At 45.9% G+C, this 1,192-nt stretch carries 1 pseudogene; it reads left to right on the top strand.

Features of this window, described 5'->3' with window-relative positions:
- Nucleotides 1–1,192 (top strand): annotated as a pseudogene (locus tag MR041_RS15560) (gliding motility-associated C-terminal domain-containing protein); the annotation flags it as partial.

Consider the following 1,192-nt stretch of genomic DNA (forward strand, 5'->3'; position numbering starts at 1 on the left):
ATGTCGTTACCGATCAGTGTGGTAATACTAAAACCATCGTAAGAACTTGGACTGCTACTGATGAATGTGGTAACGCTGCCTCTGCAGACCAAACCATAACAGTGGTAGACACCACTCCGCCTTCTATTGATAACAGCAATACAGCAGATATCGAAATCGAATGTGACGCCAATACAGATACCCAGGCACTGTTACAAGCCTGGTTAGACTCTAATGCTGGAGCAACTGCAACAGATAGTTGTGGTATGGTGAGCTGGAGCAATGATTACGGTCTGGATACTACAGTACAATGTGAGAATGGAGCCATTACGGTTACTTTTACTGCTACTGACGATTGTGGTAATGCGGTTACGACAACAGCATCTTATTTAATCAAGGATACTGAAAATCCGATTATCACAGTTCCTGCATCCGATCAAACTGTACAATGTGATGGCGCCGGTAACCTCTCTGAATTTAACACCTGGTTATCTACAAACGCAGGCGCCGAAGCTACCGATGACTGTTCCGCAATAGCATGGTCAAACAATTACGGTGTCGATGGTAATGTGATGTCTGACGACTGTGGCATGACCGGTTCTGTAATTGTAACGTTCAGAGCAACTGATGGTTGTGGCAACTTTAGTGAAACAACCGCTCAATTTACGATTGAAGACACCATTGCACCGGACTTTACAGTGCCTGGTGCTATTGAAATCTTTACTGATGCCAGCTGTAGCTACGATGCTTCTCCGGCAGTAACCGGAGATGTCACCGATGAAGCAGACCAATGTTCTCCAAATATTGATGCGACTTATAACGATGAGATCGTGGCCGGATCTTGTGAAGGTACATGGGTTATCACCAGAACATGGACCTTAAAAGATGATTGTGATAATACGACCGTTAAAACACAAACCATAACGGTTACAGACAATACAGCGCCCACGTTCACTGCACCGGCGGATATAGAACTATTCACCGATGCCGATTGTAACTACGATACAGCTGTGTCCTTTTCCGGTGATGTTACCGATGAGGCTGACAACTGTTCTACAAATATAGAGGCTACTTACGTGGATAGCGCGCCTGTGGCCGGACCTTGTGAAGGTACATGGGTCATCACCAGAACCTGGAGCCTGTCCGATAACTGTGGTAACGCTGCAGCAGATCAGGTACAAACCATTACGATCTCTGACAATACAGCGCCCAC

It is taken from the genome of Aestuariivivens sediminicola (genome assembly GCF_022662015.1).
Classification (GTDB): Bacteria; Bacteroidota; Bacteroidia; order Flavobacteriales; family Flavobacteriaceae; genus Aestuariivivens; species Aestuariivivens sediminicola.